22 protein-coding genes and 2 riboswitches are annotated in these 22,285 nt (G+C 42.4%); of the genes, 7 read left to right on the forward strand and 15 right to left on the reverse strand.

Going from position 1 to position 22,285, the window contains the following annotated elements; all coding sequences use genetic code 11:
- Window positions 1-6: 6 nt before the first annotated feature.
- The 4 genes from NST16_RS10615 to NST16_RS10630 form a co-directional block, all read right to left on the reverse strand.
- The gene (locus tag NST16_RS10615) at window positions 7-636 is read right to left on the reverse strand and encodes a methylthioribulose 1-phosphate dehydratase (RefSeq protein WP_010334004.1); all 630 of its coding nucleotides are present in this window, start codon (window positions 634-636) and stop codon (window positions 7-9) included.
- A complete protein-coding gene (gene mtnX, locus NST16_RS10620; protein ID WP_340886352.1) occupies window positions 594-1,301 on the reverse strand; it encodes a 2-hydroxy-3-keto-5-methylthiopentenyl-1-phosphate phosphatase in 708 nt (235 codons plus the stop codon). Before mtnX ends, NST16_RS10615 begins: the two co-directional genes overlap by 43 nt.
- Complete coding sequence (mtnW, locus tag NST16_RS10625; RefSeq protein ID WP_340886356.1) at window positions 1,298-2,515, reverse strand: 2,3-diketo-5-methylthiopentyl-1-phosphate enolase; 1,218 nt, start codon at window positions 2,513-2,515, stop codon at window positions 1,298-1,300. The genes mtnX and mtnW overlap by 4 nt, the downstream gene beginning before the upstream one ends.
- Before the next feature lie 84 nt (window positions 2,516-2,599).
- Window positions 2,600-2,700: riboswitch (SAM riboswitch) on the reverse strand.
- Between the two features lie 38 nt (window positions 2,701-2,738).
- The gene (locus NST16_RS10630) at window positions 2,739-3,935 is read right to left on the reverse strand and encodes a pyridoxal phosphate-dependent aminotransferase (protein WP_340886358.1); all 1,197 of its coding nucleotides are present in this window, start codon (window positions 3,933-3,935) and stop codon (window positions 2,739-2,741) included.
- A gap of 93 nt (window positions 3,936-4,028) precedes the next feature.
- Here NST16_RS10630 and NST16_RS10635 point away from each other — a divergent pair, with 93 nt between their 5' ends.
- The 3 genes from NST16_RS10635 (at window position 4,029) to mtnA (ending at window position 7,414) form a co-directional block, all read left to right on the forward strand.
- On the forward strand, window positions 4,029-4,808 hold the full coding sequence (locus tag NST16_RS10635; RefSeq protein WP_340886361.1) for a carbon-nitrogen family hydrolase: 780 nt from the start codon (window positions 4,029-4,031) through the stop codon (window positions 4,806-4,808).
- 83 nt (window positions 4,809-4,891) lie between these two features.
- Window positions 4,892-5,046, forward strand: a riboswitch (SAM riboswitch).
- 105 nt (window positions 5,047-5,151) lie between these two features.
- Window positions 5,152-6,345, forward strand: coding sequence for an S-methyl-5-thioribose kinase (gene mtnK, locus NST16_RS10640; protein WP_268448682.1), 1,194 nt, complete (start codon window positions 5,152-5,154; stop codon window positions 6,343-6,345).
- 7 nt (window positions 6,346-6,352) lie between these two features.
- On the forward strand, window positions 6,353-7,414 hold the full coding sequence (mtnA, locus tag NST16_RS10645; RefSeq protein WP_268505519.1) for an S-methyl-5-thioribose-1-phosphate isomerase: 1,062 nt from the start codon (window positions 6,353-6,355) through the stop codon (window positions 7,412-7,414).
- A 35-nt stretch (window positions 7,415-7,449) separates the two neighbouring features.
- Here the strand turns inward: mtnA and NST16_RS10650 are convergent, their stop codons facing one another.
- The 3 genes from NST16_RS10650 to NST16_RS10660 all read right to left on the reverse strand — a co-directional run bounded on the left by NST16_RS10650 (window position 7,450) and on the right by NST16_RS10660 (window position 10,372).
- Window positions 7,450-7,575, reverse strand: a complete 126-nt coding sequence (locus tag NST16_RS10650; protein ID WP_010333997.1) for a hypothetical protein — start codon at window positions 7,573-7,575, stop codon at window positions 7,450-7,452.
- 89 nt (window positions 7,576-7,664) lie between these two features.
- Window positions 7,665-8,162, reverse strand: a complete 498-nt coding sequence (locus NST16_RS10655) for a methylated-DNA--[protein]-cysteine S-methyltransferase (RefSeq protein WP_268505517.1) — start codon at window positions 8,160-8,162, stop codon at window positions 7,665-7,667.
- A complete protein-coding gene (locus NST16_RS10660) occupies window positions 8,159-10,372 on the reverse strand; it encodes a PAS domain-containing sensor histidine kinase (RefSeq protein ID WP_268505515.1) in 2,214 nt (737 codons plus the stop codon). The genes NST16_RS10655 and NST16_RS10660 overlap by 4 nt, the downstream gene beginning before the upstream one ends.
- Before the next feature lie 253 nt (window positions 10,373-10,625).
- Between NST16_RS10660 and NST16_RS10665 the strand changes: the two genes are divergently transcribed.
- Window positions 10,626-11,648: an acyltransferase family protein gene (locus NST16_RS10665; protein ID WP_010333994.1), complete on the forward strand. Its 1,023-nt coding sequence runs from the start codon at window positions 10,626-10,628 to the stop codon at window positions 11,646-11,648.
- 41 nt (window positions 11,649-11,689) lie between these two features.
- Here NST16_RS10665 and NST16_RS10670 read toward each other — a convergent pair whose 3' ends face one another.
- The 4 genes from NST16_RS10670 to htpX form a co-directional block, all read right to left on the reverse strand.
- Window positions 11,690-11,860: a hypothetical protein gene (locus tag NST16_RS10670; RefSeq protein ID WP_340886370.1), complete on the reverse strand. Its 171-nt coding sequence runs from the start codon at window positions 11,858-11,860 to the stop codon at window positions 11,690-11,692.
- Between the two features lie 2 nt (window positions 11,861-11,862).
- Window positions 11,863-12,018 (reverse strand): hypothetical protein, encoded by a 156-nt coding sequence (locus NST16_RS10675; protein WP_010333992.1) that lies wholly within the window; start codon window positions 12,016-12,018, stop codon window positions 11,863-11,865.
- A 156-nt stretch (window positions 12,019-12,174) separates the two neighbouring features.
- The gene (ktrD, locus tag NST16_RS10680; RefSeq protein WP_268505513.1) at window positions 12,175-13,524 is read right to left on the reverse strand and encodes a Ktr system potassium transporter KtrD; all 1,350 of its coding nucleotides are present in this window, start codon (window positions 13,522-13,524) and stop codon (window positions 12,175-12,177) included.
- Between the two features lie 174 nt (window positions 13,525-13,698).
- The gene (gene htpX, locus NST16_RS10685) at window positions 13,699-14,595 is read right to left on the reverse strand and encodes a protease HtpX (RefSeq protein WP_010333990.1); all 897 of its coding nucleotides are present in this window, start codon (window positions 14,593-14,595) and stop codon (window positions 13,699-13,701) included.
- 171 nt (window positions 14,596-14,766) lie between these two features.
- Here htpX and NST16_RS10690 point away from each other — a divergent pair, with 171 nt between their 5' ends.
- Both NST16_RS10690 and sspD read left to right on the forward strand, forming a co-directional pair.
- On the forward strand, window positions 14,767-15,468 hold the full coding sequence (locus tag NST16_RS10690) for a DUF1836 domain-containing protein (protein ID WP_010333989.1): 702 nt from the start codon (window positions 14,767-14,769) through the stop codon (window positions 15,466-15,468).
- Window positions 15,469-15,600: 132 nt separating this feature from the next.
- On the forward strand, window positions 15,601-15,795 hold the full coding sequence (gene sspD, locus NST16_RS10695; RefSeq protein WP_010333988.1) for an acid-soluble spore protein SspD: 195 nt from the start codon (window positions 15,601-15,603) through the stop codon (window positions 15,793-15,795).
- A gap of 10 nt (window positions 15,796-15,805) precedes the next feature.
- On the opposite strand, the gene NST16_RS10700 is transcribed toward sspD, so the two are convergent.
- From NST16_RS10700 to NST16_RS10715, 4 genes are all read right to left on the reverse strand, one after another.
- Window positions 15,806-16,942, reverse strand: coding sequence for an anti-sigma-I factor RsgI family protein (locus NST16_RS10700; protein WP_326202058.1), 1,137 nt, complete (start codon window positions 16,940-16,942; stop codon window positions 15,806-15,808).
- The gene (gene sigI / locus NST16_RS10705) at window positions 16,939-17,694 is read right to left on the reverse strand and encodes an RNA polymerase sigma factor SigI (protein WP_010333987.1); all 756 of its coding nucleotides are present in this window, start codon (window positions 17,692-17,694) and stop codon (window positions 16,939-16,941) included. Before sigI ends, NST16_RS10700 begins: the two co-directional genes overlap by 4 nt.
- A 263-nt stretch (window positions 17,695-17,957) precedes the next feature.
- The gene (locus tag NST16_RS10710) at window positions 17,958-18,752 is read right to left on the reverse strand and encodes a TerC family protein (RefSeq protein WP_010333986.1); all 795 of its coding nucleotides are present in this window, start codon (window positions 18,750-18,752) and stop codon (window positions 17,958-17,960) included.
- A 257-nt stretch (window positions 18,753-19,009) separates the two neighbouring features.
- Complete coding sequence (locus NST16_RS10715; RefSeq protein ID WP_050549475.1) at window positions 19,010-19,678, reverse strand: DedA family protein; 669 nt, start codon at window positions 19,676-19,678, stop codon at window positions 19,010-19,012.
- A 189-nt stretch (window positions 19,679-19,867) separates the two neighbouring features.
- On the opposite strand from NST16_RS10715, the gene NST16_RS10720 reads away from it, so the two are divergent.
- Window positions 19,868-22,270: a bifunctional diguanylate cyclase/phosphodiesterase gene (locus NST16_RS10720; protein WP_340886388.1), complete on the forward strand. Its 2,403-nt coding sequence runs from the start codon at window positions 19,868-19,870 to the stop codon at window positions 22,268-22,270.
- Window positions 22,271-22,285 lie beyond the last annotated feature (15 nt).

The following is a 22,285-nucleotide window of genomic DNA, read 5'->3' on the forward strand; positions in this document are numbered from 1 at the left end:
CCCCTTTTATTTAACCAGCTGATGCTGGAGTGTTTTCAGTTTCAAATGATAGCTGAATAAAAATTCATATGCTTCAAGCACTCTTTTCGCTTCAAACGCTGTTCTTCCCCAAGCCGTAATGCCATGGTTCCGGATCAGGACAGCTCCTGAATCTCCAGTAACCTGATCCGCGAAAAGCGTTGCGAGAGTCGGAATATGAGCCGGATTTTCTATAATTGGAATGGACACTTCTGCATTCTCTTCCCACAGGCCAAGCGCTTTTATAATTTCCTGTCCTTTAAAAGTGATTTGTTTTTGATCTCCATACAGCTCTGAGATGACGTTATTGTTTACCGTATGAATATGAAGGCAGCATCCGGCATTTGTTTTATTGTACAGGTGCGTATGCAAAAGCGTTTCCGCTGACGGTTTTAGATGATGTCCGCTTTCGGCAGGCTCTCCGTTCTGATCCACCAACAGGAAGTCTTCATCCGTTTCTTTTCGTTTATCTTTTCCGCTCGCCGTTACGAGAAATTGCAATGGCTCATCGGAAACCTTGATGGACAGGTTGCCGCTGGTCGCCGGAAACCAATCTCTTTCTGCCAATTCCCGTTTTACTTCGGCAAGCTCTCCCCAGCGCTCTTGTTTTGCAGCCATTTCTTTACCTCCGTTACGTCTTCAATTGCTTTCTTTATTTCATGAAAATCATGGTATGGCATATGATTCAGATGATGCTCCTTGCATTCATTTAATAAATAATCCCTTGCAAAGCAAAGATCAGACAGCTTTGCCGCCTCCACGTCGGTAACGGAGTCACCGATCATGATGATGTATTGATCCGGCTCACAAAGCTCGTTAATAACAGTTGGCTTGCAGCACCCGCATTGATTTGTGCATGTGCCTTTGCAAGAATGAGGCCAATCAATATGAATGAATTCGTTCTCAAATGAAGCACGGTTGCAATAAATATGATCTTTCTCAACAATTCCTTCAAGCAGCGGATAAACAAAAAAGTCCATCCCCCCGCTTACGACATAAAACGGGAGTTCATGCTCGTTAACAAATGCGACAAATTCCCGAAAGCCGTCCCTGATTTTTGCGTCTTCTATTACAAATCTCGTAATCTCCTCTTTTAAACTGCTCGGCAGAAGGCCGAACATCCGCCCGACGCCTTCTTGGATCGACATTGTTTTGGAGAGCACGCCGTCTTTTAACGCAGTCCACTCCGGCGGAGCGAATGTTTTCATAATGTTTATAATGTTGTCGTTCATCGTGATGGTTCCATCAAAATCACATATAATCAACGGTTTTTGAGACGTCATACGGCTTCAGCCTTTCCCCATTTATCAAGTGCAAGCTTCAAATCTTCGCATTGACCGGCTTTTTCTTCAATCGGCTGCGCCTCCAAAACCGCATCAATCATAGCTCTGAACGCTTTGCCCCCGCCTTGGGCGCCGTTTGGATGTCCGTGTATGCCTCCTCCGGCGTTAATAATATGATCAATGCCAAAATCACGCATTAAAAGCGGAACCATACCAGGGTGAATGCCAGCAGACGGAACGGCAAATGTCTGGTTAAAGGCATCTTCTTTTACGCATTCTTCATGAATCGCCAGCGCGTCTTCTCTCGGAAGCGCAACAGAACCGTATGGAGAAGGGAACAGACTGAAGTCAGCGCCGCAATATCGGTTTAATTTTCCGAGCAAAAGGGCATGGGAAAACCCATAAAACGGTGAGGACGTAAATGCCCCGCTGACTGCAGGGTGCGCCATAATGGGGATTGATATGTCCGGATCTTCCGCAAGGCTTTGCATGACGTCCAAACCGTAAGCGAAGACATTAAATAAAAGCGTATCCGCTCCCAATTCAGCGGCGCGTCTTGCTTTACCTTTAAGCTCTGCCGTTCTTCCAGTCAAATTCACTGCATACAGCGTTTTATGGCCGGTCTGCTCGTATGTTTCTTTCAAAATTTGTTTTCCCTCTGTAATTCTTGTTTCAAAAGGTGCTAAACCCGTCTCAAAGAAAATTTCATCGTCTTTGATTAAGTCAACCCCGCCCAGTGCCTGCTGCCTGAGCTGTTCTTTAATATCATTCAGGTCCCTTCCGATGACCCCTTTAAAAATGCTCATTAACAGCGGTCTTTCAAACTCTCCAAGCATCTTCCGGATGCCGTATACGCCAAACTTCGGTCCTGGAAGTGTACGCTTAAACGCTTCTGAAAATTCGAGATCTATTAATTTGATTTTTCCGTCCAGCGACAGCTTGCCAAACACAGTTGTCAGCAATGCCGGAATATCCTGTGAAAAATTCACCTCGGGATAAGCAATTGTGATGACCGCTTGTTTTCCTGATGCAAGATGTCCCTCTCTCTCCTCAACCTTCACAACCCGTCCCTTATGCTTTTGCATCTGCTCCTGCTTCACCAGAGGCAGATCAGTCCAAGAGCCCACCGTCAACCCTGTTGCGATTTGTTCTGCTTTTTTCACCGTGTCGGCTCCCGGATCGGTCAGGAGATATGTTGCTAATAATTCACTCATGCCAGAGCTCCTTTCATTTTTTAACCCATATAAAAAACCTCTTCAAACAGCAATGCGTCTAAAGAGGTTTCGTTTCTCGTCCGAATCTTATCTCTCAGCCGCCAGCTGCAAGAATTAGCACCGTGCTTTACAAGTCGGTTGCCGGGCTTCATCGGGCTCGTCCCTCTGCCTGCTCTTGATAAGAAAATATAGATTTTATAAATTATTTTGAATTATCCCACCGTTAAAGAATCTTGTCAATGCTTTTTTGGGTAAACAGGTTCAGTTTGCCAATTCGGTAAGCTGCTTCTTTGAGCCTAGCTTCACTCGTTAAGAGCCCCACTCTGACATACCCTTCTCCATATTCACCAAAACCGTTTCCAGCTGCCACCGCCACATTCGCTTTTTCAAGCAAGAGATCTGAGAATTGCTCAGAGCTATAGCCTTCAGGCACCGGCAGCCACGCAAAAAATGAACCCGACGGTGCTGTTACATCCCAGCCGATTTCCCGGCATGCTGCTACCCAAGTGTTGCGCCTGCTTTCATATCGGGCATTTTGCTCCGCTACGCAAGTCTGCTCTGATAGGAGTGCCGTCTCAGCAGCCTGCTGGGTTGCTCTGAAAAGACTGACAAACATATGGTCTTGATAAAGATTGATCGCTTCTATGACCGAGGCGTTTCCAACTGCAAAACCGACCCGCCAGCCCGCCATATTATATGTTTTGGACAGTGTGTAAATTTCAATTCCGATATCCTTAGCGCCTTCAGTCTGCAAAAAACTTAAAGGCTTGTGTCCGTCAAAGCCCACTGCCCCGTAAGCAAAATCATGGATCACACAGATTTCGTTTTCTTTCGCAAAACTCACCGTTTCTTCAAAAAAATCGGCGGTAGCGACGGCTCCAGTCGGATTATTCGGATAATTCAAGTACATCAATTTCGCTTGTTCTCTTATGTCAGCGGGAATGCTTGCGTATTCAGGAAGAAACGCTTTCTCCTTAGTGAGCGGCATCATTTCCATTTTCGCTTTCGCAAGCGTGACACCGGACCAATAATCCGGATAACCGGGATCAGGAACCAAAATCGTATCCCCAGGATTTAGCAGGCATTGCGGCAGCTCGACAAGACCGGCTTTCCCGCCGAATAATACGGCTACTTCAGTTTCCGGATCAAGCTGGACGCCGTATTCTCTGTTATAAAATGCCGCCGCTGCTGATTTTAGACTGTGCGAACCTCGGAATGACGAGTATTTATGATTTTCGGGCTGAGCAACGGCTCGCTTCATTTCCTCCACGATATGCTCGGGCGTCGGCTGATCGGGATTCCCCTGCCCCAAATTAATGACATCATGTCCTTCTTTCAGCTTTCGATTCACTTTCTGCACTAGAGAAGCAAAGAATTGTTTAGGCAGTTCCTGCAACACTTGAGAATGTTCAAATTTCATCTGTTTTCACCTTCTAAAAAAATCTTGAAATGATAGTCCAGTATCATATATGGTTAAATGAAAAAAGTAAAGAAAAATATGGGGTGTTAAAAAATGAAATGGACCATATCTTGTCTTCAATTTGATATTTCATACGGAAAACCTTCTGAAAATATAAAAAAAGCTGAATATTTAATCGAAAAAGAGAGTAAACATGCTGATGTTCTTGTTCTCCCTGAATTATGGACGACCGGTTACGACCTTGCCAATCTTGATCAGCTTGCTGATGAAGACGGGCACACTGCTCAAAGCTGGCTGCAAAGAACCGCAAAAAAACACGGGGTTCATATTATCGCAGGATCTGTTGCTGTCAGAAAGGGTTCTGATGTTTATAATACAATGTTCATCGCAGATAAGGAAGGACAAATCATTAAAGAGTACAGCAAAGCCCATCTTTTTCAGCTGATGGATGAGCATGTATATTTATCAGCCGGTTCCGAGGATGGATACTTCGAGCTTGACGGCGTCAAAAGCTCCGGATTGATCTGTTATGATATCCGTTTTCCGGAATGGATCAGAAAACATACGACAAAAGGCGCTAACGTGCTGTTCATTTCTGCGGAATGGCCTCTGCCCCGCCTTGATCATTGGAAAAGCCTGCTTATTGCGCGGGCCATTGAAAATCAATGCTTTGTCGCTGCCTGCAATTGCACAGGAGCTAATCCCGATAATGAATTCGCCGGGCACAGCCTGATTATTGACCCTTGGGGACGTATATTGGCAGAGGGCGGCCGAGAAGAAGGCATTGTCAGAGCGGAAATTGACCTCCAAGAAAGCGTTGAGGTACGGGGGAAAATCCCTGTTTTCGATGATCTCAGAAAAGATTTATATTAAAAAATATATTGACAATTAAAACAATCACCTGTTACTATGTTCATCAACTGATAAATTAGAATTGTTTAACAAGTGAATATATTCTCTTATCGAGAGTTGGGCGAGGGATTGGCCTTTTGACCCCAACAGCAACCGACCGTAATTCCATTGTGAAATGGGGCGCATCTTCATGGCGCCGAGACTGAGGTCTCGTAAGGCACGGTGCTAATTCCATCAGATCTGATCTGAGAGATAAGAGAGGCGGGACATAATTGTTAAGCCTCCTTCTCTCTGAGAAGGAGGCTTTTTTACGGCCATTCTGCGGCACACATATCAAGATGTTACATAATTGGAGGGAATGACGATGGCAGTCACAAAAACACCTTTATACGAAACGTTAAATGAAAGCTCAGCTGTCGCCTTGGCGGTAAAACTCGGCTTGTTTCAAAGCAAAAGCACGCTGACATGCCAGGAAATCGGCGATGGAAATTTAAACTACGTCTTTCATATTTATGACCAAGAAAATGACAGGGCTTTGATCATTAAACAGGCGGTTCCTTACGCAAAAGTTGTCGGGGAAAGCTGGCCTCTGACAATCGATCGGGCAAGAATTGAAAGCAGCGCACTGATTCGTCAGGGTGAGCACGTCCCTCACCTCGTACCGAGAGTTTACTATTCAGATACCGCATTGGCGGTCACGGTCATGGAGGACCTTTCACATCTGAAGATCGCTAGAAAAGGACTTCTCGAAGGCGAAAATTATCCAAACCTGTCACGCGACGTTGGAGAATTTTTAGGAAAAACGCTTTTTTACTCCTCTGATTACGCACTTGAGCCTAAGGTGAAAAAACAGCTTGTTAAACAGTTTACAAATCCTGAGCTCTGCGATATTACCGAAAGACTTGTATTTACAGATCCTTTCTTTGATCATGATACAAATGAATTTGAGGAAGAGCTTCGTCCATATGTTGAAAAGCTTTGGAAAAATGACAAGGTCAAAGTTGAAGCCGCTAAGCTGAAAAAGTCATTTTTAACATCTGCCGAAACCCTGATTCATGGCGATCTGCATACAGGAAGCATTTTTGCCAGCGAGCTTGAGACAAAGGTGATTGATCCTGAATTCGCTTTTTACGGACCAATCGGTTTTGATGTAGGCCAATTTATCGCCAACTTATTGTTAAATGCACTCAGCCGTGACGGTGCTGATCGAGATCCGTTATATGAACATGTAAAACAAGTTTGGAACACGTTTCAAACAACGTTCAGTGAAGCCTGGGAGAAACACAGCCTCGATGTGTATGCCAAAATCGAAGGTTATCTCGCTGATACACTCAGCCATATTTTTGAAGAGACAATTGGGTTTGCCGGCTGCGAACTGATACGCCGCACCATCGGCCTTGCCCATGTCGCAGATCTGGATACGATTGTACCGTTTGATAAACGAATCGAAAGAAAACGGCTGGCGTTGGAAACCGGTGCTGCCTTTATTGAAAAACGTTCACAATTAAAAACCATTACAGATGTTATTAAATGTTTTAAGTTACTTGTAAAGGAATGATTCAACCATGACCAATTCATTTGCTGTTCCCCGTTCTGTTGAATGGAAAGAAACAGCCATTAAGATTTTAAATCAGCAAAAGCTTCCTGATGTCACGGAATATCTGGAGCTGACAACGAAAGAAGAAGTATTTGACGCGATTGTCTCACTAAAAGTGAGAGGAGCCCCGGCGATCGGCATTACGGCAGCATTTGGGCTCGCGCTGGCGGCAAAAGACATTGAAACTGATAATGTGGCGGATTTCCGCCGCGAATTGGATCATATCAAAAATGATTTGAACAGTTCAAGGCCGACCGCGATCAATTTATCATGGGCGCTCGAAAGACTGAGCCAATCAATTCAAAACGCCATTTCTGTAAATGAAGCAAAAACCAACCTTGTCCATGAAGCGATTCAGATTCAAGTCGAGGATGAAGAAACGTGCCGGATGATCGGCCAAAACGCGCTTCAGCTTTTCAAAAAAGGCGACCGGATTATGACAATCTGCAATGCCGGTTCTATCGCGACAAGCCGCTATGGAACCGCGCTTGCCCCGTTTTATTTGGCCAAACAAAAGGATTTGGGGCTTCATATTTATGCTTGTGAAACCAGACCGGTTCTTCAAGGTTCACGGCTTACTGCTTGGGAGCTGATGCAGGGCGGTATTGACGTCACTCTGATTACGGACAGTATGGCAGCCCATACGATGAAAGAAAAACAAATTTCTGCCGTCATTGTCGGCGCCGACCGAATTGCAAGGAACGGAGATACTGCGAATAAAATTGGCACTTACGGTCTTGCTATTTTAGCAAACGCCTTCGATATTCCGTTTTTTGTAGCAGCACCTTTATCTACTTTTGACACTAAAGTAAAAAGCGGGGCTGATATCCCGATAGAGGAACGGGATCCTGATGAAGTCAGGAACATTTCCGGCGTCCGGACCGCTCCAGCTGAAGTGCCTGTCTTTAATCCTGCTTTTGATATTACACCTCACCATCTTATTTCTGGGATCATTACTGAAAAAGGGATTATGACTGGTTCCTATGAAGAAGAAATTGACAAGCTGTTCACAGGCGAAAAGGTTCATTAAACAACCGCTGAAGACTTTGCTCATAAAGGGCCGAGTCAGCGGTTTTTTTGTTTACTCATATTCATATTGATCATTTCATCTTTTTGAGCGCTGGATAAGATATGCAGTTTCACAAGCAGTTCGGCAAAAACGGCAATTTTCTCAGAGCGGCTCGGCTTCAATTGCTTTGTCCTCCTCTTTCATCAGACCAACTTTTTTAACTTAGTAAAATCATATGTCGGCAGCGAAAAAAGGGAACGTGCCATATGTTTTATTTTTCTTTGTAGGAGATTTGCTCGATGCTAAGCAAATAAGCTTTGATGTCAGTTTTGCTTCCGGCATACCCTGTTAACGTGCTGTTTTTGCCAATCACTCTGTGGCATGGGACAAATATCGGCAGGTCATTTCGTTTATTTGCCTGTCCGACAGCACGTACCGCTTTCGGACTGCCTACCGCAACGGCGATATCAGCATAGCTTCGTGATTCACCATATGGAATCATGGCAAGCGCCTCCCATACTTTTTGCTGAAAAGGCGTGCCCTTTTGGCTCAATGGCAGTGAGAATGTCCTTCTTTCCCCCGCAAAATATTCGTGAAGCTGCTTTTTCGCTTCTGCCAGAAAAGCAGTCTCTAACTGCTCCGCACCCTCAACAGATTCTTTCCACTCGATCAAATCTTCCTTACTGAGAAAGAGACGGGTGATGCGGCCTTCTTCCTCGACAATCGCGAGTTTCCCGAGCGGCGTTTCCGATGTCGTATAGTAATTCATTCGTCTAGCCTTCTTTCCTCAAAATTCTGCCGGACGGGCAGTGTAAGATGGAAAACAGTTCCCTTTCCTTCTTCACTTTCCACCATTATTTTGCCTTGATGTTCTTCAATAATTTTATAGCTTACCATGAGCCCGAGTCCAGTTCCCCGTTCCTTTGTTGTATAAAACGGTTCTCCGAGACGCTTTAATTTATCCTCTGTGATTCCGACTCCTTCGTCTTTTAAAGATATTAAAATATGATGTTGATCAGCTTTTTTGATTGTCACATAAATATTGCCGCCGTCAGGCATGACTTCGATGGCATTCTTTAATATGTTGATAAAAACCTGTTTCAGCTGATTCGGTTCACAGTATATCGGCGGAATGTCGCCGACTAAATCCAGATGCATTTGTACGTTGCTGAGATTGGCTTGCGCGTTAAGAAGGTCTAATGTGTCTTTCATAATTTGTGTCACATGTTTCTCCTCATACATGATAGCCTGGGGCTTGGCTAAAATTAAAAACTCTGTGATGATGGATTCGATGCGCTTTAATTCTGAGGTGATGACGTTGAAGTAAAGAGAATAGTCTCCCTCCACACTTCCTTTCAGGAGCTGAATGAAGCCTTTAAGGGCTGTCATTGGATTTCTGATTTCGTGAGCGATGCCGGCAGCGAGTTCTCCAACCACATGGAGGGTATCAGATTTGCGAAGGCGCTCTTCCAGTTCTTTTCGCTCTGTGACATCTTTAAAGATAGCCAGGTTCATATTTTGAATAATATTTCGTTTAAATGAAAATTCTAGTTTTCTATAATCATTGCTGCTAAGCAAAAATGGAATTTCATTATCCATTTCATCGAAATTAATTTGCCTTGCCGGCGATGCCAAATTTTCTATTTCATAGGAAGATATAATATCAAGCAGGCTGTGTCTTTTTAGTTCTTCATGCGGCAGGCCCAAAATCTCGCTCGCTAACGGGTTGGCGTCGATGATTCGGTACTGATTGTCGAATAATACGTTGCCGTCCATTGAACCGTTGAACACTTTTCTGAATTTGAGCTCGCTTTCCCGAAGCTCCTTTTCCATCCGCTTTCGGTCACTGACATTTCTTAGAATTGTTAAGTGCTGGTTTTCAAGGATTGTCCGCTTTGAAGTAAATTCAAGCTCTTTGAACTGCCCGTTTCCCATTTGAAACAGCATCTCTTCTCTGATCTCACCGTATTTTGCATATTTTCTCTTCGTCATGCTGTATTTCTTCGAGTCCACGAGAAAATCACACAGCTTTCTTTTTAACAGCAAATTCATCGGCAGTTCAAAAATTTTACAGGCTGACTGATTGGCCTTAACGATTCTTCCGTCATTCGACCAGATGATAATGGCATCCATGGCGTTTTCAAAAATTTCTCTGAAGCGCTCCTCACTTTTAAATAGCTGGAGCTCCATGGATCTCTTCTCAGTGATATCCCGCATAATCGACATATAAAAACCGCTGATGATGTTAGACGTAATCGTAAATTCAAACAGCTTCTGATCTCCTGAACGAAGCCTGACAGGCAGCTCGCCCTTTGCTTTTCCCTTTCGATAGAGCGTGTGCCAAATGTTATCGAAATCTTTTCGTGAGCCGCTGTCTATAAATTGATACAGCGACAAATGTGACAGCTCATTCTGATCGATTTCAAAGCTTTTGCAAAAGGACAGATTGGCATCAATAAAGCCGCCGTCTTTATCAAATAGAACGATTCCGTCAACGGCTCTGTCAAACAAGTCCTTAAAAAGTTGTTCATTCATGGAAAATTCCCGCTCCAGAATTTTCTTTGAAGAAATATCTCTCATAACGACAAAAAAGAAATCTTCACCAATCCCTCTTTTGGCAAGAAACTCAATATATTTTGTCGCTCCGCTGTCCAGCCGGATTGGAACCTCCTTCCACAGAAAACCTTTCTTAAAAAACTTCTTTACGGAAAGGTCCAGCTCATCCTTTGGAATAGAAAACAAAAAATCAATAACGGAACGCTCTTTCAAACCTTCCGCATCCACTTGAAGCATCCTTGCTGTTGCTTCATTTGCCTGCACGATTTTCATTTCATTATCACATATAAAAATAGCATCGAGCGTATTGTTCACAATCACTTGATGCTGATGTAATTCCTTTTTCAGCCGATCATTTTCTTCTTTGAGGCGCTTCAGTTCCTCTTTCAGACCTGAATTTGTCTCGACATCGAGAGTTTCCATGCGTAAACACTCCTTCTTCAAAACCTATCCCTCAATATTTCTACAAATTGCATGAACTTCCTTCATTCGCCCTATACATTTCAGAAAATTTCAGCGTCATTACATAAAGAAGACATTTTCAACGATCCTTACCGTCACTTTACATCGTCCTAACAATCAGCCATTTTTTCAAATCCTTTTTGATCTTTTATTTTAAAATAAATACCAACAGGGAATAATCTTTTAGTGACTGATTTAAAGAGAAGGTGATGCTATGAATAAATCGCGAGACAGTTATTTTGACAATGCAAAATTTTTATTGATATTCCTTGTTGTATTCGGTCATATTCTTCGATCTTTTATTCATGATAACAATTTTATGCTCTACCTCTACAAGTTCATTTACACGTTCCACATGCCTGCCTTTATTCTTGTATCCGGTTATTTCGCCAAAGGTTTTAAACGTGCCGGATATGTGAAAAAGCTGGCGGTTAAGCTGATTATTCCATATTTGATTTTCCAAAGCATCTATTCCGTCTTTTATTACATTATTCAAGACGAAAGCATGACAAATATGAATCCGATTGATCCGCAATGGTCATTATGGTTTCTGGTAAGCTTATTTTTCTGGAATATCCTGCTCTATCCTTTTTCAAAGCTTTCTAAGCAGTGGGCGCTGTTTGTCAGCTGCGGAATCGCGGTGTTGATCGGCTATCTCGACTTTGTCAGCAGCACACTGAGCCTCTCCCGGACATTTGTATTCTTGCCGATGTTCCTTGTAGGGTTTTATTTGAATAAACATCACTTTGATTTACTGAGATCAAAACGAGGCAAACAGATTGCGCTCGGTGTGCTCGCTGCTGTATTTGTCATCTGTTGGGGGGTCGACTTTGACTATTCATGGCTGTTCGGCTCTAAGCCGTACTCATCATTTGGCGATGTCACCTTGGCAAGCGGTCTTTCCCGGATCAGCTGGTATGTACTTGCCTTTGCGGCAACCTTCAGCTTTTTAGCGCTTGTTCCGCAAAAACGCTATTTCTTTACAAAGTGGGGAACAAGGACATTTTACGTATACCTGCTCCACGGGTTTATCATTAAAACACTCCGGCAGGTCGGGCTTGAGGATGGACTCACGGACTATCAAAACTTAGTCATCCTGCTGCTCTTAACTGCTGCCCTTACCTCCATTCTCTCAAGCAATTTCGTCAAAACGGTTGCTCAGCCGTTCATTGAACTGAGAATGACAGGCTTGCTGCAGCTAGTCAGAGGAAACAGCAAAAATGCCTATTTAAAATAGACAAACACCTCTTAAGCGGCATTCCGCCTAAGAGGTGTTTTTTATTTTTGTTTTTTCTCTTTTTTCTTTTTCGGCTTTGTTATTTCAAGAGTTTCAATTGTTTTCCCAGCGTTGTAATCCCCGAGCTCACTTGAGAATTCTTCCTCAAGCACCTTCTTATTCATCGGCTTTTTATGATTTTGCATATCTTTGCTATGCTGGTTCTTTTTCATGATCACGCGCCTCCTTGCTGACCTTGTTTGGAATTGCGATTGGCCCCACGGAAATTCGGGTCGTCGTGATATTGAGTCTTATATGCATTTCTGTCCATACTCTCAGTCGGTGTATTGTTGTTTTTTATGGCTTCATTGACCTCAGCTTTACGTTTCACAGAAATCCTCCTCGCCAGTTTTTCAAATTTTTATTTCTGCTTGAAAATGCAAGACCAGCTAATCAACTGCAGCTGTTTATGTTAGGATCTCCAACTGGTGCCGGGTCACACATCTTTTTTTTGGCAATAAAAAACACCGCCAGATGCGGTGTTTAATTATCCAATAATGACTCTTTCCTTCGGATAATGATAATTTGCTTCAATTTCTTTTCTTCCGATCAGATAAAGGAAGGTCAATATTCCGATTCGTCCGATAAACATGACGATCATAATGACACATTTTCCTACGTTGCTCAAATCAGCTGTAATGCCGAGGGACAGACCGGTCGTTCCAAAGGCCGAACATACCTCAAACAAGAGCTCCAGCAGAGAATGCTTCTCTGTTATCGTAAGGATCAGTGTCGCTCCAAAAACGAGCAAAATCGCCATCATTGTGACAACAAGAGACTTCATCAAATCTGCTGGGTGCAGCTCCCGTTTGAATACTTTTACCGCTTTATTGCCGCGCGCAAAATGAAACAGCGCAAGCAGGTTCAAAGCAAACGTTGTTGTCCTTATGCCTCCTCCGACTGAGCTTGGTGACGCACCGATAAACATCAGCGCACACATAAAAAACAGCGTGGGATCCGACAGCTGGCTGATATCAATTGTTGCAAGCCCTCCGCTTCGGGTAGCTGTTGATTGAAACAAGGAGAGAAACAAAATATCGTGCCATGCCTTTCCCGCAAACGAGTGGCTTGCTTCCAGCGCATAGATGCCAATGGCGCCAAACAATACGAGTGAGCCAAACATAATCGTCGTGATTTTTGTAAAAAGCGTAAACGGATACCTCCGATGCTTTGAAAACAAGAAGTCCTTTACTTCGACAAGCACCGGAAAGCCAATCGCTCCGAATATGATCAAAAGCATCGTAATAAACTGCACAAAATAATCATGGCGGAACGGAACCATAGAATTTCCTGTTATATCAAACCCGCCATTTGTGGTTGCACTGACACTTGCAAAAAACCCGTGTAAATAAGCTTCTTGAAAGGAATCATAGTAGGTTAGAAAATAAGTGCCAAGTATGATTCCTCCAAAAAATTCAATCCACAATATAAGGAAAAGAACCTGTTTCATTAAATTGACAATTCCTGAAAACTGGGATTGATTTTGGTCTACCATAATCAATTTCCGTTCTTTAAGGCCGATTCTTTTTCCCATGATCAGCCAAATAAATGTGCCGAGCGTCATAATACCGATTCCGCCAAATTGCAGAACAAATGCCAAAATAAAAATGCCTGTAGTGCTGAATGTATCAGCTGTATCAACAACCGTCAGCCCCGTGACGCTGACTGAACTGACAGCCGTAAAAAGTGCGTCAATAAAGGTCCAATCCGCTCCCTGCTTATGGGCAGCAGGCAGACTCAGCAATATCAGGGCCACAGTTACTGCGAGAAAATAATATAATGCAATCAGCTGGGCCGGAGATAATGCCTGTATCAATTTTCCAAGCTTTAATCTCATGTGAAATCCTTCTGCCTCTCCATTTAAAGTACGGTAATTATTCTAAAGATATTAGTTCCATTTTTAAAGGCTTTTGCGAAACATTTTCTTAACTTGCATATTTTTTTATTATTTTAGTCAAAGTGAAACAGAAAAAAAACCTCTGAGGGTTCTCAGAGGAAGGATGTTTTGGTTTTATTTAGCTTCTAACCGTCTGATTCTTTCATCTAAATCAGGGTGAGTAGAGAAAAGCGATGAACGTTTCTTGCCATTAATCTTTAGCGTTTGGACAGCTGTCTGGTCTTCTTCCATGATGCGGGAAGAATAGCTCTTAAGCGTTCGAAGAGCATGAATCATCTTATCCTTGCCGGCAAGATCAGCTCCTCCCCGGTCAGCATGGAATTCACGATGGCGTGAATACGCAAAAACAACGAGGCTTCCGAGAATGGAAAAGACAATCTGAAACACAATCATTGCGATAAAATGAACAATCGGCGCAAGATCTTCCTTAACAAAGCGGCTTGCGATCCATGCAGCGATACGTGATAAAAAGACGACAAAGGTATTCACAATTCCTTGTAAAAGTGTCATTGTCACCATATCACCATTTGCAATATGAGCGACCTCATGGGCAAGGACGCCTTCAACCGCAGCGTCATCCATTTGGTCAAGCAGACCTGACGACACAGCGACAAGAGAGCGGCGTTTTGAAGGACCAGTCGCAAACGCGTTCACTTCGGATGAGCGGTAAATTCCGACCTCCGGCATCTTCGTTAAGCCGGCAGAGCGGCTTAATTTATAAACACGGTCAACCAATTGCTGCTCTTCATAACTAAGTGTATGTTTTTCCGGATTCAGCACTCTGACACCCATCATTGTTTTTGCCATCCATCTGGACATCGCAAGAGACATAAAGGAACCGACAAAACCGACGACTAAACTGAATACAAGAAGCGCAATAAGATTTATACCGCCATCAGCTGTAATGTACGTCCCAACTCCAGTAACAGAGCTTATGACAGATAAAACAATTCCGATTGTTGTAAGCACCAAAATATTCGTTAAAATAAACAGAAAAATTCTTTTCGCCATAATAACCTCCGTTATTTTTAAGATCAAAAGAACTTGTATATTTAAATTATAAAACATCTGTTTGAAAATGCAAGGATTTAGACGTATGATGTTAATGTATTGCTGACGCTTTAATAGTGCATTTATACATAAAGATTATATCCGCGTCAAATTGTCTTGAAGAGGTGAACAATGAATATTTTTAAACTCACTCGAATTGAGATGGTACGGCTGCTCTATTCCCTTAAAGGCCTGGGAGACATTAGCCCGCTCGACATCCTCGTCAAATCAGCGAATATGCCAGCGGAAGAAGCTGCAAGCCATCTTCAGATTCCGGAATTTCTTACAAGATATGAACGAAAAAAACAGAAAAAAGAATACGGTCTGTCTACCAACGAAATCGTTGAGCTTGGCAATTTATGCGAGCTGACGTCGTTAAAGTCAACCGCGATTCAAAATTGGGTGAAACGCGATATCAAAGATCTCATTGGCCATCCTGAGCTGGGTAAAAAGTATTCAGTTGAACAGGCAGTGATTCTTTTAATTGTACGTGACCTAAAATCCATTTATGACTTTGAACACATAAGAGCTATCTTAAAAGTTGCTTTTAACACCATCTCAGACAGATCTGATGATGTCATCAGCCCGTTAGCATACTACGAAAGCTGCGCGCATGTGCTGCATGCCATTCATCACCAAGACACTCCTTCCATGAAGGATTCAAATCTCCAGCAGATCGTCGAACAGGAAACGGACCTTATCCGTCACCATTTTGAAGAGCTGAGTGACGCTCAATGGGTCAAAATCAGGCAGATTATTGCCATTACAGTTCTCTCCATTTTGACGTTCCATATTCAGGCGACCGCGAACAAAATGACCGCAGATATCCTATAATCAGGATGTACCCCGGCAGATTGCCGGGGGTTTTTTATTCCCCCACAACAATTGCCAGCATAAATAAACCCCGTACATTTCAAACTAAATACGCGTTAAGAATTTCTTACGAGAAAAAGGAGATGAAAAAAGATGGCGAGCAGAAATAAACTCGTTGTTCCAGGGGTGGAGCAGGCACTAGACCAATTTAAACTTGAAGTGGCTCAAGAATTCGGTGTGAACCTTGGTTCTGATACAGTTTCACGTGCAAACGGCTCTGTAGGCGGGGAAATGACAAAGCGTCTGGTTCAGCAAGCACAATCACAGCTAAATGGCACAAATAAATAAACTCAGGACTCTATTCGCCGGGGGCACTCGGCGAATCTTCAGTTTGAGCTGATTTATTATTGCTGCTGTAGCTATTTGGGTTACGGTGGTAAGAAGCATTATCCCGATTAGATGAGGAATGACCCTTTCCTTTTTCACCGTTATTCCAATTTTTTTGATTCTTGCTATTCTGTTCACCATTGTCTTCTTCTTCATTTCCGTTATCTTGAGGATCTTGTGTAGGGGTTTGCTCAGTATCCCCATCTTTTTCAGTTTTCGTGTTTTCATCTGATTCCTTTACGTCTTTATTCAGTTCACTATCGTCATTCTGCGTGTCTGTTGTATCTTCTTTCTCTGAGTCCGTATCATCCAGCTGTTCATTTTCTCCTTGTTTGCTGTCTTGATCATCTGTTAGATCCGTGTTTTCTTCCTCGCTGCCGGTATTTTTTTGATCCTCTTCCCCGGATTTTTGAGAATCTTCGTTTGGATCTTTCACATTATTCTTTTCATTTGATTTTATGTAGCTTCCTGTTGATACGCCTTCCTTTTTTGCTTTTTCTCTCGTTTTCATATCGGTTTCGAGAGATTCCATGCGGTATGTCGTTTTATATTTTTCCGTTACATCATTCAGCTGTTTTTTTACTCCTGATTTATATGTATTGTCATCCGTATTTTCATAAACAGTGGAAATCAATATTTCTTTCGATTCCTTTACATATCCATGCTCGCTGCAATCCGTAATAATGTCATCTATCACCTTTTTAAAATCAGTCTCCTCCCAATCATCAATGTCACTGATAACCTTCTTGCCGTCATCATTGAGGGGCGTCAGTTCAATCACTTCGTAATCGCTGTTTAACGCCATTTCGAAGCTTGGATTGATATCAATTGTCATATACGCATAGGCCTTGTCATTAGAGAAAACGGGGAGAATAATAAAAATAAAAAGCATAATAGCAGTCATCGTAAAAATCCCCATTTTGAAAGGGCGCAGTCTTAAAAAATCAAAAAAGCTGGCCCTTCTGCCCATGCGTGTCTCACTCGGAAGCATGATTTCTTCTCCGATTTCATATGTTTGGCGATCATTTTTGGCTTTTAAAAATTGTCCGTCAGGGGTCAGCAACGTGACGAATTTTTTATTTTTCTCGACTATGATCCCTCTTCTCATGAGTGCAGCACCCCTTTAAGATAATCTTTTAAATAAATATAATCACCGGTAATGATAATGCACATGGCAATGATATATTTTCTGTTTCGCTCAATCGTTTTTCTGCTTACTGAAACGAGCTGTTCGAGCTGTTTAACAGGAAGCTGTTTCTTCGTATAAAGAATCGCAGCTAGTTCTTCATGCTCTACAAGGGTGAGCGCCACCTTTATAGCGTTTTGCCTTGCGTCTGCATGCTTTGGAGAATGTTCAAGCAGCTCTTGAAATGAAAGACCGTAGTCTTTAAGCTGCTTTTGAAAATACAGGATTTCCTCACGCCTCTGTTCCTGTTCTATTTGGCGGCGGTATTCATCAATAGAAAGCTCGGCTTCAATCAAGCTTTGTGAGGATTCCTGATCGTCACCCTCCTGTAAATCCATATTAATATTTTGAGCGGTTCTTGCTTCTTTTCTAATGTAATCAATAACTTTTCTTTTTATAATAAGCTCTGCGAATGCGAGCAGCGAATTTCCTTTTTCAGGTGAGTATTTTTCAATAGCTTCGTTAAATGCAATCAGTCCGATGCTAAACTCATCGTCTTTTTCATCTATATATCGTTTACAAACGGATGAAACCGTCTTTGCGATAAATGGCTTATACTGCTGTATCAACTCGTTTTGCAGATCTTTATTGCCTTTTTGTATACTTTCAACAGCTTTTTCAAGCGTTTGCTTCTTTTTTCCCAATTTAAACAAAAGGCTAAGCACTGGTTTCACCTCAGTTCCTCCCTATAACTACTCATTAATGATAGCTAATTTGATAGGGAATCGCAAAGGAGAAAAAGAAATATTGATTTCCAATGTCTCAATTGTGACAATACATTCTCACGTACTATACAGGATTTCGTGCCCTTAAAGAGAATTTTGGGGGTTTTATAAGAGGTTTTTGTAACAAAGCTGTTATAAAAATGTTATTTTATTTCGTCAGTGAAAACGCTTCAAACATGAAAAGACTCTGCTTTTCAGCAGAGTCTTTATGATTAAGCCCTTTCTTGGCTTCTGTTATTTTGTTCGTTTTGTGCGTCTTCCGTCTGTTTTTTTGAGCCTGACATAAACCAGCCGCTAACTGCGATCGCCGCTAAGACAACCCAGAAAATCAGCTTCCATGTCCCTGAATGAATAAAGTGCGAGGAAACAATGGCTATGTCATCATGTGCGAGTGTATATAAAGCAAGCTTTACCCCGACCCATCCGACAATTACAAAAGCTGCTGTTTCTAGGCTTGGACGTTCCTTTAAAAGCTTAACAAACATCGAAGCCGCAAAACGCATAATCACCAGCCCGATAATGCCTCCAGCCAAAATAACGAGGAATTGTCCTCCATCAAGTCCGCCGATCTTCGGAAGTGAAGTTCCAGGCAGCGTAACCGCCAGAGCGACTGCTGCTAAGATGGAGTCTACAGCAAAAGCAATATCTGCCAGCTCAACCTTTAATACAGTCGGCCAAAATCCGCTTTGCTTCGTCACCTTATGATTGTCTTCTTTCTTAAATACATATCTTTTGAGCAAGTGGCTTGCTGCAATATACAGCAAGTAGAGCGCGCCAATGGCTTGAACCTGCCATACATTGACCAAAAAAGAAATAGCGAATAAAGAACCAAATCTCAAAACAAAGGCGCCTGCCAGCCCGTAAAACAATGCCTTCTTTCTTTGCTCCTCCGGCAGATGTTTTACCATAACCGCCATCACTAAAGCGTTATCGGCGGCTAAAATACCTTCCAGCCCGATCAAGACGAGAAGAACCCAACCATACTCCAATAATAATGCTGCATCCATAAATGATACCCTCCCAAAAAAGTTGTTTTCTTTCTCTTCATCCGATCTTATGCCGGCCGGACATGCAAAAAAGACCTTTGCCGACATAAGGCAAAGGTCTTGCTAGACATGAATTCAGGCATGCCAACAAAGCCGATGGATATCACTATCCATGAAATGACGACTTTGTTTCCGGAAACATTCCGGACGCTACTCCCCTTTGGGATTTCAAGAAATATCATATTATAAGTCAATGATATGCGGAGCGAGCTTATTTGTCAACGCTTATTTTTTAAAAAAACTGAAAAATGTTCAGACTGCATTCGTTTTTTCCTCTTCTTTATCACTAAATAGAGAACAAACAAAATCAAAATGGCGATTCCGATCGGAAGCATATATTGGTCTAGAATAGAGCCAACGTCTTTCCAATTTTCTCCGAGCTTCACACCGAGATATACGTAAACAAATGTAATCGGCAGCATGGCAATAAATGTATAAAGAGAAAACACCCAGACATTCATTTTTGCGATGCCGCACGGTATGGAAATCAGGGTGCGGACCCCCGGCAGGAAGCGGCCGCTAAAAGCGACAAAACCGCCATGTTTTTTAAAAAATTCATCCGATTTGTCAAGAGCCTCAGGCTTGATAAAGAGATACTTTCCGAAACGTTCAAGAAACGGCCTGCCTCCATAACGTCCGATCCAATACAGGGTGAGCGGACCAGCGACTCCTCCTAATGATCCTGCCAGAACAGCGCCGGCAAGCGTCATGTCACCTCTCGATACCCAATAACCCGCAAGCGGAAGGACAATTTCAGCCGGTATAAATTCAATACAGAGCGCCAGAAAAATTCCGAAATAAGATAAGCTTTTAAATGCTTCTATCCATGACATAACCAATTCTTCGATCATCTTCACTTCCCTTTTCCCTGATCTATGTATACACATTTTTGTTTTTAACTCAAAACATCAAAATGATTTTAACATATTTTTGACGGTCAGCAGAACTAAAAACAGAGAATCTTCATTCCAAACGTTTTTCTGACAATTTCTCTAGGCTTATAGACTGAAATTCTTTAGCTGGCAGCCGATATTAAGGAGAGTCAACCAGACTGGAACACACGGGGGAATCTCCATATGGAATTACACGTAACATATAATACAGCACTCATATGTTTATCTATTCTTATTGCTTGTGCAGCATCTTTCACCTCCCTTGAACTATCAAGAAAAGTCACCATTCATACAGGATTAAAAAGCAAGGTGTGGCTGATTGCAGGCTCTTTCATCATGGGCTTTGGGATTTGGTCTATGCATTTTATCGGAATGATGGCTGTTCATACGGAGGTACCGATGCATTATGAACTGGTGCCTTTAGTTGCCTCGATTGCAGCTGCTGTTTCTGGATCATTTGTTTCTTTATATATTGTCAGCCGGTATATGCTTACCTTTTACAGGCTGCTTACAGGATCGGTGATGCTGGGTGCATCGATTTCATCTATGCATTATATCGGAATGTCTTCCATTTCCCGGGTAATGATGATATATGAACCGCTGCTTTTTACATTATCCATTGTCATTGCCATTGCAGCATCATTCGTCTCACTAAAGATTTTCTTTGACTTGTCCATGAAAAAACCTGCAGATCATTTGCTGATTTATAAAATAATCAGTGCCTTAATAATGGGAATTGGCATTTCGGGAATGCATTATACAGGAATGATGGCCGCTACATTTTATAAAGATAGTGCACCTCCCGACCATCATATGGAGGTCCATACATTCGATTGGTCTATTCTGATTGCCTTAATCATCTTCTGTATTCAAACGTTATTATTATTCAGTTCCCATGCCGATCGAAAATTCATGAAACAAAATGAACGCATGAAGGATAACGAACAGCGGTTTCAATCTTTAATTATTCACAATATTGATGCGATCTTTATCCTGTCATTAAAAGGAGATATTATTTCTTCTAATCATGCTGGTGAGGATATGATGAATAACTTCGGCCTAAACCATCAAAATTGGAATCACTATATGCCGACAAAAATCAATGCGCTTTTTAAGCAGGTCAAAAGCGAAAAACAAGCCATTAACAGCGATGCCACTCTTATGACGGACAAAGGCCAGTTTCACTTGAATATTACGTTTATACCTGTTGAGGTTAATCAAGAACTGGACAGCATATATGTCATCTGTAAAGATGTGACAAAACAGTACAGAGCCGAAAAAAAAATCCATAGAATGGCTCATTACGACTCACTTACAGATTTACCCAATAGAAGACATGCGATCTCCCACCTAACAAAGGTCTTGAACCGCGAGCATGCCCTGGATTATAACACCGTGGTATTTTTCTTAGATTTGAATCGATTTAAAGTGATAAATGATGCATTAGGCCACAATGTCGGCGATCAGCTGCTCCAGCTCGCGGCTAAACGGCTTTCATCTGTTATCCCAGATAATGGGTTTATCGCGCGGCTTGGGGGTGATGAATTCATTATTATTTTGACTGACGCCAATACCGGAACGGGTGAAGCAGACATTTTGGCTAAAAAAATCATTCAGCAATTCAAAAAGCCATTTAAAATTCAGGACCACACACTGATTACATCCGTCAGCATCGGTATTGCGATTTCTCCTAAAGACGGAACAGACGGCCCTGAATTGATGAAAAAGGCAGATATGGCAATGTATGCGGCCAAAGAGCGAAACAAAAGCAAATACAGATACTACTCTTTCTCAATCGGCAATAAAGAAACCGTCAAGCTCAATCAAGAAATGGAGCTGAGGGAAGCGATTGATAACAAAAGATTTGTCTTGCATTATCAGCCGCAATTCAGTTCAAAAGATCAGAAGATGACAGGTGCTGAAGCGCTCATACGCCTTGTCACTCCAGACGGCAATCTGCGTCAGCCTGGAGAATTCATCGGTGTTGCCGAAGAAACCGGCCTTATTATTGATATCGGAAAGTGGATTATTGATGAGGCGTGCCGGCAGGCAAAAGTGTGGCACGACAAAGGATTTGATCTTTCTGTCGCCATTAATATTTCCGCCAGACAGTTTCAATCAGAGGAACTGATTCCGCTCATCAAGAATACCCTTTTTAAATACAGGCTTCCCCCTCGCCTTCTTGAAGTTGAAGTAACAGAAAGCATGACCATGGATAATCTAGACCACTCCAAAAAGGTTCTATCTTCTTTAACCAAATTAGGCATCAGGATCAGCATTGACGATTTTGGCACGGGGCACAGTTCTCTAAGCTATTTAAAGGATTTTCCGATTCACAGACTGAAAATCGATAAATCATTCATCGATGATATTCAGACTCATCCGAAATCAGAACAAATTACCGGCGCCATTATTGCCATGGGCCATCAGCTGTCTTTACAAGTCATTGCCGAAGGCGTAGAAAACTCCGGCCAAAAACAGCTGCTTGACGAAAAAGGCTGTGACCATTTACAGGGCTTCTTTTTCAGCAGACCGATACCGCCGGAACAGCTTGAACACTTGATATTAAACCAGCCGCCGCATTAACAGCGCCGGCTGTTT

Source organism: Bacillus sp. FSL K6-1005, assembly GCF_038000225.1.
GTDB classification, from domain to species: Bacteria; Bacillota; Bacilli; order Bacillales; family Bacillaceae; genus Bacillus; species Bacillus mojavensis.

Bases quoted from the DNA above. Each gene is read 5' to 3' on its own strand.
- NST16_RS10615 (WP_010334004.1), bottom strand. From the start codon at position 636: ATGGCTGCAAAACAAGAGCGCTGGGGAGAGCTTGCCGAAGTAAAACGG.
- mtnX (WP_340886352.1), bottom strand. From the start codon at position 1,301: ATGACGTCTCAAAAACCGTTGATTATATGTGATTTTGATGGAACCATC.
- mtnW (WP_340886356.1), bottom strand. From the start codon at position 2,515: ATGAGTGAATTATTAGCAACATATCTCCTGACCGATCCGGGAGCCGAC.
- NST16_RS10630 (WP_340886358.1), bottom strand. From the start codon at position 3,935: ATGAAATTTGAACATTCTCAAGTGTTGCAGGAACTGCCTAAACAATTC.
- NST16_RS10635 (WP_340886361.1), top strand. From the start codon at position 4,029: ATGAAATGGACCATATCTTGTCTTCAATTTGATATTTCATACGGAAAA.
- mtnK (WP_268448682.1), top strand. From the start codon at position 5,152: ATGGCAGTCACAAAAACACCTTTATACGAAACGTTAAATGAAAGCTCA.
- mtnA (WP_268505519.1), top strand. From the start codon at position 6,353: ATGACCAATTCATTTGCTGTTCCCCGTTCTGTTGAATGGAAAGAAACA.
- NST16_RS10655 (WP_268505517.1), bottom strand. From the start codon at position 8,162: ATGAATTACTATACGACATCGGAAACGCCGCTCGGGAAACTCGCGATT.
- NST16_RS10660 (WP_268505515.1), bottom strand. From the start codon at position 10,372: ATGGAAACTCTCGATGTCGAGACAAATTCAGGTCTGAAAGAGGAACTG.
- NST16_RS10665 (WP_010333994.1), top strand. From the start codon at position 10,626: ATGAATAAATCGCGAGACAGTTATTTTGACAATGCAAAATTTTTATTG.
- NST16_RS10670 (WP_340886370.1), bottom strand. From the start codon at position 11,860: ATGAAAAAGAACCAGCATAGCAAAGATATGCAAAATCATAAAAAGCCG.
- ktrD (WP_268505513.1), bottom strand. From the start codon at position 13,524: ATGAGATTAAAGCTTGGAAAATTGATACAGGCATTATCTCCGGCCCAG.
- htpX (WP_010333990.1), bottom strand. From the start codon at position 14,595: ATGGCGAAAAGAATTTTTCTGTTTATTTTAACGAATATTTTGGTGCTT.
- NST16_RS10690 (WP_010333989.1), top strand. From the start codon at position 14,767: ATGAATATTTTTAAACTCACTCGAATTGAGATGGTACGGCTGCTCTAT.
- sspD (WP_010333988.1), top strand. From the start codon at position 15,601: ATGGCGAGCAGAAATAAACTCGTTGTTCCAGGGGTGGAGCAGGCACTA.
- NST16_RS10700 (WP_326202058.1), bottom strand. From the start codon at position 16,942: ATGAGAAGAGGGATCATAGTCGAGAAAAATAAAAAATTCGTCACGTTG.
- NST16_RS10710 (WP_010333986.1), bottom strand. From the start codon at position 18,752: ATGGATGCAGCATTATTATTGGAGTATGGTTGGGTTCTTCTCGTCTTG.
- NST16_RS10715 (WP_050549475.1), bottom strand. From the start codon at position 19,678: ATGTGTATACATAGATCAGGGAAAAGGGAAGTGAAGATGATCGAAGAA.
- NST16_RS10720 (WP_340886388.1), top strand. From the start codon at position 19,868: ATGGAATTACACGTAACATATAATACAGCACTCATATGTTTATCTATT.